Source organism: Streptomyces sp. NPDC054770, assembly GCF_053611985.1.
The window spans coordinates 1-2,945 of record NZ_JBSHBL010000183.1 but is presented as its reverse complement, the minus strand read 5'-3'; the positions used below and the strand labels follow the sequence as shown (position 1 = coordinate 2,945).

General features: G+C 70.1%; 5 protein-coding genes. 3 read left to right on the top strand and 2 right to left on the bottom strand.

Annotated features, from left to right (window positions below; genetic code table 11):
• Positions 1-367: rodlin (locus ACWGKQ_RS52055; RefSeq protein WP_453299161.1), on the bottom strand; the 367-nt coding region annotated here is incomplete at its 3' end.
• Between the two features lie 155 nt (positions 368-522).
• Positions 523-936: a rodlin gene (locus tag ACWGKQ_RS52050; protein ID WP_453299160.1), complete on the bottom strand. Its 414-nt coding sequence runs from the start codon at positions 934-936 to the stop codon at positions 523-525.
• Between the two features lie 265 nt (positions 937-1,201).
• On the opposite strand from ACWGKQ_RS52050, the gene ACWGKQ_RS52045 reads away from it, so the two are divergent.
• From ACWGKQ_RS52045 to ACWGKQ_RS52035, 3 genes are all read left to right on the top strand, one after another.
• Positions 1,202-1,618 carry a rodlin gene (locus tag ACWGKQ_RS52045; protein ID WP_453299159.1) on the top strand — a complete coding sequence of 139 codons (417 nt, stop codon included), beginning with the start codon at positions 1,202-1,204 and terminating at the stop codon, positions 1,616-1,618.
• Positions 1,619-1,885: 267 nt separating this feature from the next.
• Positions 1,886-2,137: a chaplin gene (locus ACWGKQ_RS52040; protein ID WP_453299158.1), complete on the top strand. Its 252-nt coding sequence runs from the start codon at positions 1,886-1,888 to the stop codon at positions 2,135-2,137.
• Between the two features lie 118 nt (positions 2,138-2,255).
• Positions 2,256-2,945 (top strand): LPXTG cell wall anchor domain-containing protein (locus ACWGKQ_RS52035; RefSeq protein ID WP_453299157.1); only part of this gene is annotated, 690 nt, incomplete at its 3' end.

The window sequence follows — 2,945 nt, the reverse complement described above, 5'->3', positions numbered from 1 at the left end:
CCAGGATGTGCGAGAGCGGCTCGTCGCCCTTGGCCTGGGTGGAGTTCTCGACGCACTGCTGGTTCTGCGGCGCCGACAGGATCGGCACGTCCTGGGCGATGCCGAGGGCGAGGGCGCCGGCGATCCCCTGGAGGTTCGCCTTGACCGGGAGGCCGACGCACGGCTTGTTCAGGCTGCCCTGAACCAGCGAGAGCTGCGGGCTCTGGTCGCCGAACGTGGCCGAGTTGCCGAACTCCGACTTGGCGCCGTTACCACTGAGCGAGGTGGTGCCGTTGTCGTTGCCGGTGGCCAGGGCCTGCGGCGCGGCCGCGGCGGCGAAACCGGCGACGGTGGCGGCGACGGCCGCGGTTGCCCACAGCTTCTTCATGTTCGTTCCCTTTCGAAAGGCGGACTCCGGGGAGGAGCTGCGTGATCGTCAACTTACCCGGATTCGCCGAGGTTGCGTGGTTTGCCCCGATTGGCGGAGTGCAGTCCGATCAGTCGACTGGTGCCCTCGAACCGGGGCCCGGAGAGCGTCCGGACCTACTTGTTGCCGGTGCCGTTCGCGGACAGCGCGGAGATGTCGTCCAGGATGTGCGAGAGCGGCTCGTCGCCCTTGGCCTGGGTGGAGTTCTCGACGCACTGCTGGTTCTGCGGCGCCGACAGGATCGGCACGTCCTGGAGGACGCCGACGGCACCCAGGCCGACCAGGCCCTGGAGGTTCAGCTTCGCAGGGAGGCCGATGCAGGGCTTGTTGAAGGAGCCCTGGATGAGCGCCAGCTGGGGGCTCATGTTGCCGTACGTGGCGGAGTTGCCGAACGCCTGCTCGGCGCCGTTGCCGCTGGCCGAGGTGGTGCCGTGGTCGTTGCCGGTGGCCAGGGCCGGCGAGGCGGCGGCAGCGGAGGCGCCGACGACGGAGGCTGCGACAGCGGCGGCGGCCAGAACCTTCTTGATCACTTGTCAGTTCCCTTCTGAGGACACCCCGTCCACCGGAGCGCACTGGTCAACTGCGCGCGCTTCGTTTGGTTGCTCCGCTTCACCCCAACAGCCCATCTCCCGGCAATCTCCTGATTCCGTGCCGGGCTCGGTTTCCGAAAAATTCCGGGGGCCACCGGTCCGAACGGGTGACGTGCCGCCGCGTGCCGCAACCATTCCGGTTGCGAGCGGTTGATGCCGGGCAGGAACGTCCGTCTTGGCCTGGAGCCAGGAAAGGAATAGCGAAATGCTGAAGAAGGCAATGGCCGCGGCGGCGGTCGCCGTGTCCGTCGTAGGTGTGTCGGCGGCGGCAGCCCCCCAGGCGCTTGCCACCGGCAACGACCACGGCACCACCTCCGCCAGCGGCAACGGCGCCAAGGAGGCGTTCGGCAACTCGGTGACCAAGGGCAAGATGAGCCCGCAGGCCACCCTGGTCCAGAGCTCGCTCAACAAGCTCTGCGTCGGTCTCCCCGCGAAGGCGAACGCCCAGGGGATCCTCGGCCTCATCGCCGCCGTCGGGGTGGCCCAGGACGTCCCGGTCCTGTCCGCGCCGCAGAACCAGCAGTGTGCCGAGAACTCCACCCAGGCCAAGGGCGACGAGCCGGTGTCGCACGTCCTGGACGACATCGCGGTCCTCGCGGCCAACGGCGTCGCCAACCAGTGACCTCGGTCCTGTGAAGCCCGCCCGGGCGGTGCGCATTCCTGCGCGCCCGGGCGGGCTTTCGTTGTGGCCACGTAATTCCCGCTGCCGGAACAAGTGCCGAAGAAGCGTTTCCTCTTTTTATGTCAATTCTTCCTGGGCGTTCGAGTGAATTAATCGACGGCATGCGTTCCGTAGTTTCTTCGACCGTCTATTCCTCGTTCTACAGCCTGCCGGTCATGGTGCGAGCCATTCATGCTGTGCTCGCTCGGTTTCGGCCGACATACGGGCATGACCGCAGAGAAGGGAAAGTTCATGAAGAAGACCGCTGCTGTGGTCGTCGGCGCCATCCTGGCGCTCGGCGGTGCCGTCCCCGCCTTCGCCGACGCCGGTGCGCAGGGCGCTGCCACCAACTCCCCGGGCGTTGTCTCCGGCGACGTGATCGAGGTTCCGGTCCACGTCCCGGTCAACGCCTGCGGCGACACCGTCGACGTCATCGGTCTGCTGAACCCGGCGTTCGGCACCCCCTGCGCCACCGACTGACGACGTCACACAGCGCACCGGCCTCCCGGCTGCGTCATGGCCGGCCCCGGACCGCCGATCCTTCGCATCCGCGGTCCGGGGCCGGCTTTCCACTTCGTCAAGCAGGAAGACCACGAGATTGCGACAGACCCTCAGCAGGGGGATGCTCGCGGCCGCCGCCGCGACGAGCATCCTGTCCCTGTACGGCAGTCCCGCGCTCGCCGGCCCGGACCCGACCGGGACCACGGCCGACGCGCCGGCTGCCGTGTCCGGCAGCGCCGCCCGGGCCCCGGCGAACGTCCCGGCCGACGACTGCGCCGCCGCGGCCGCCGCCGCGTCGAAGCCGGCCGTCGGCAACTCCTGCGCGAGCGACACGGGTTCGGACGAGCACACCGGCGACCGCGCCCACGAGGACTCGGGGTACGGGTCCGAGGGGAACTCCGGCGGCGAGACGGGCACCACCCAGCCGCCCGGCAACCGTGACACGCCCCCGGCCTACGGCGACGACACGCCTCCGGCTTACGGCGACGAAACGCCTCCGGCCTACGGCGACGACACGCCCCCGGCGTACGGCGACGAAACCCCGCCCCCGCCGACGTCTCCGCCTCCGACCACAAAACCGCCGACGTCTCCGCCTCCGACCACGCGGCCCCCGACATCGCCTCCGCCGACCGCCCAACCGCCGACGTCTCCGCACGGCGGGGACCACCACGGGCCGCCGCCCACCCTGCCGCACACCGGCAGCGAGGCCATGATCGCGGCCTCGGCCGTCAGCGCCGCGCTCGTCGCGGGTGGCGCGTTCCTGTACCGCCGGGGCCGGGCGGCCTCC

Coding starts and splice junctions, on each gene's coding strand:
- ACWGKQ_RS52045 (WP_453299159.1), top strand. CDS start 1,202: ATGCTGAAGAAGGCAATGGCCGCGGCGGCGGTCGCCGTGTCCGTCGTA.
- ACWGKQ_RS52040 (WP_453299158.1), top strand. CDS start 1,886: ATGACCGCAGAGAAGGGAAAGTTCATGAAGAAGACCGCTGCTGTGGTC.